At 31.1% G+C, this 1,260-nt stretch carries 1 protein-coding gene; it reads left to right on the plus strand.

What is annotated here, in order from left to right; translation table 11 throughout:
• Window positions 1-74: 74 nt before the first annotated feature.
• Window positions 75-1,219, plus strand: a protein-coding gene (locus tag CPAL_RS00240; protein WP_374045498.1) for an IS3 family transposase whose coding sequence is annotated in 2 segments (ribosomal slippage) — window positions 75-312 and window positions 312-1,219 — 1,146 coding nt in all. Because the reading frame shifts where the segments join, the coding sequence is not laid out codon by codon here.
• Window positions 1,220-1,260 lie beyond the last annotated feature (41 nt).

Here is a 1,260-nt window from a genome sequence, read left to right on the forward strand (position 1 = left end):
TGGTGTTAGTATAATATTGTAGACACAGAAAGCCGAACACTTTAAAATATTAATAAGAAAAGGAAGTGTTTATAATGGCAAGAGGTCAAAAACATTATACAGAAGAATTCAAAAATACAATAGTAGAATTATACAACTCTGGTAAGAGTTTAGCAGAGTTGAGTCGTGAGTATGCCCTATCAAAATCAACAATAAATGGATGGATATCAAAAAAGAAGCCAGTTTCAGTAGATAAAGATACAACTATAACAGCAGAAGAATATAAAAATTTATTAAAGAAAAATGCAAAACTTGAAGAGGAAATTGAAATACTAAAAAAAGCTATGGGCATATTCGCAAGGAAGTAACTAGTATATTTGAATTCATTACTAACAACAAGAAGTATCATGATATTAAGCTTATGTGTAAGGTTCTGAAAGTATCGCGTAGTTCTTATTATAAATATTTAAATAAGAAACCAAGCAAGCGTGAGCTTGAGAATGAAATCATATGTAACAAGATTATAGATATCCATAAGGCAAGCAAGAATCGATATGGAGCACCCAAAATAAACGAATCCTTGAAAGCTGAGGGAATAAATATTAGTTTAAAGAGGACGCAGCGATTAATGAAAAAATTAGGGATAAAATCTATAACTATAAAAAAATATAGACCCACATCATCTAAAAGGAAGATAGAAGAACAAGAAAACGTTTTAAAAAGAGATTTCCAAGCTAATACTATCAATGAAAAATGGGTAACTGACATAACTTACATTCATACTGTTAAAGATGGCTGGTGCTATTTAGCTTCAGTAATGGACTTATATAGTAGGAAAATAATTGGCTACGCCATGTCTAGATCTATCGATACTTCATTAGCTCTACGAGCTGTTAAAAATGCTATAGAGCTACAAAAACCTACTAAACCCTTAATCCTCCATAGTGATTTAGGGTGTCAATATACAAGCAATGCTTTTAAGGAATACATAGCTGCAACAAAGATTATTACACATTCATTTAGCTCCAAAGGATGCCCGTATGATAATGCTTGTATTGAATCTTTCCATGCTTCATTGAAAAAAGAGGAAGTTCATATAGTTAAATACTTTGATTATGATACTGCAAGATTAGCAATCTTTGAATATATAGAATCCTGGTATAACAGAAAAAGGATACATAGTAGCATAGGATATATAACTCCTCAAAAGTGTGAGGACTTAGCTAAAAATTCTGCATAATTTGTTCAACTTTTTGTGTCCAAGATATTGACATAGGTCCA

The organism is Clostridium thermopalmarium DSM 5974 (genome assembly GCF_002995795.1).
GTDB classification, from domain to species: Bacteria; Bacillota; Clostridia; order Clostridiales; family Clostridiaceae; genus Clostridium_H; species Clostridium_H thermopalmarium.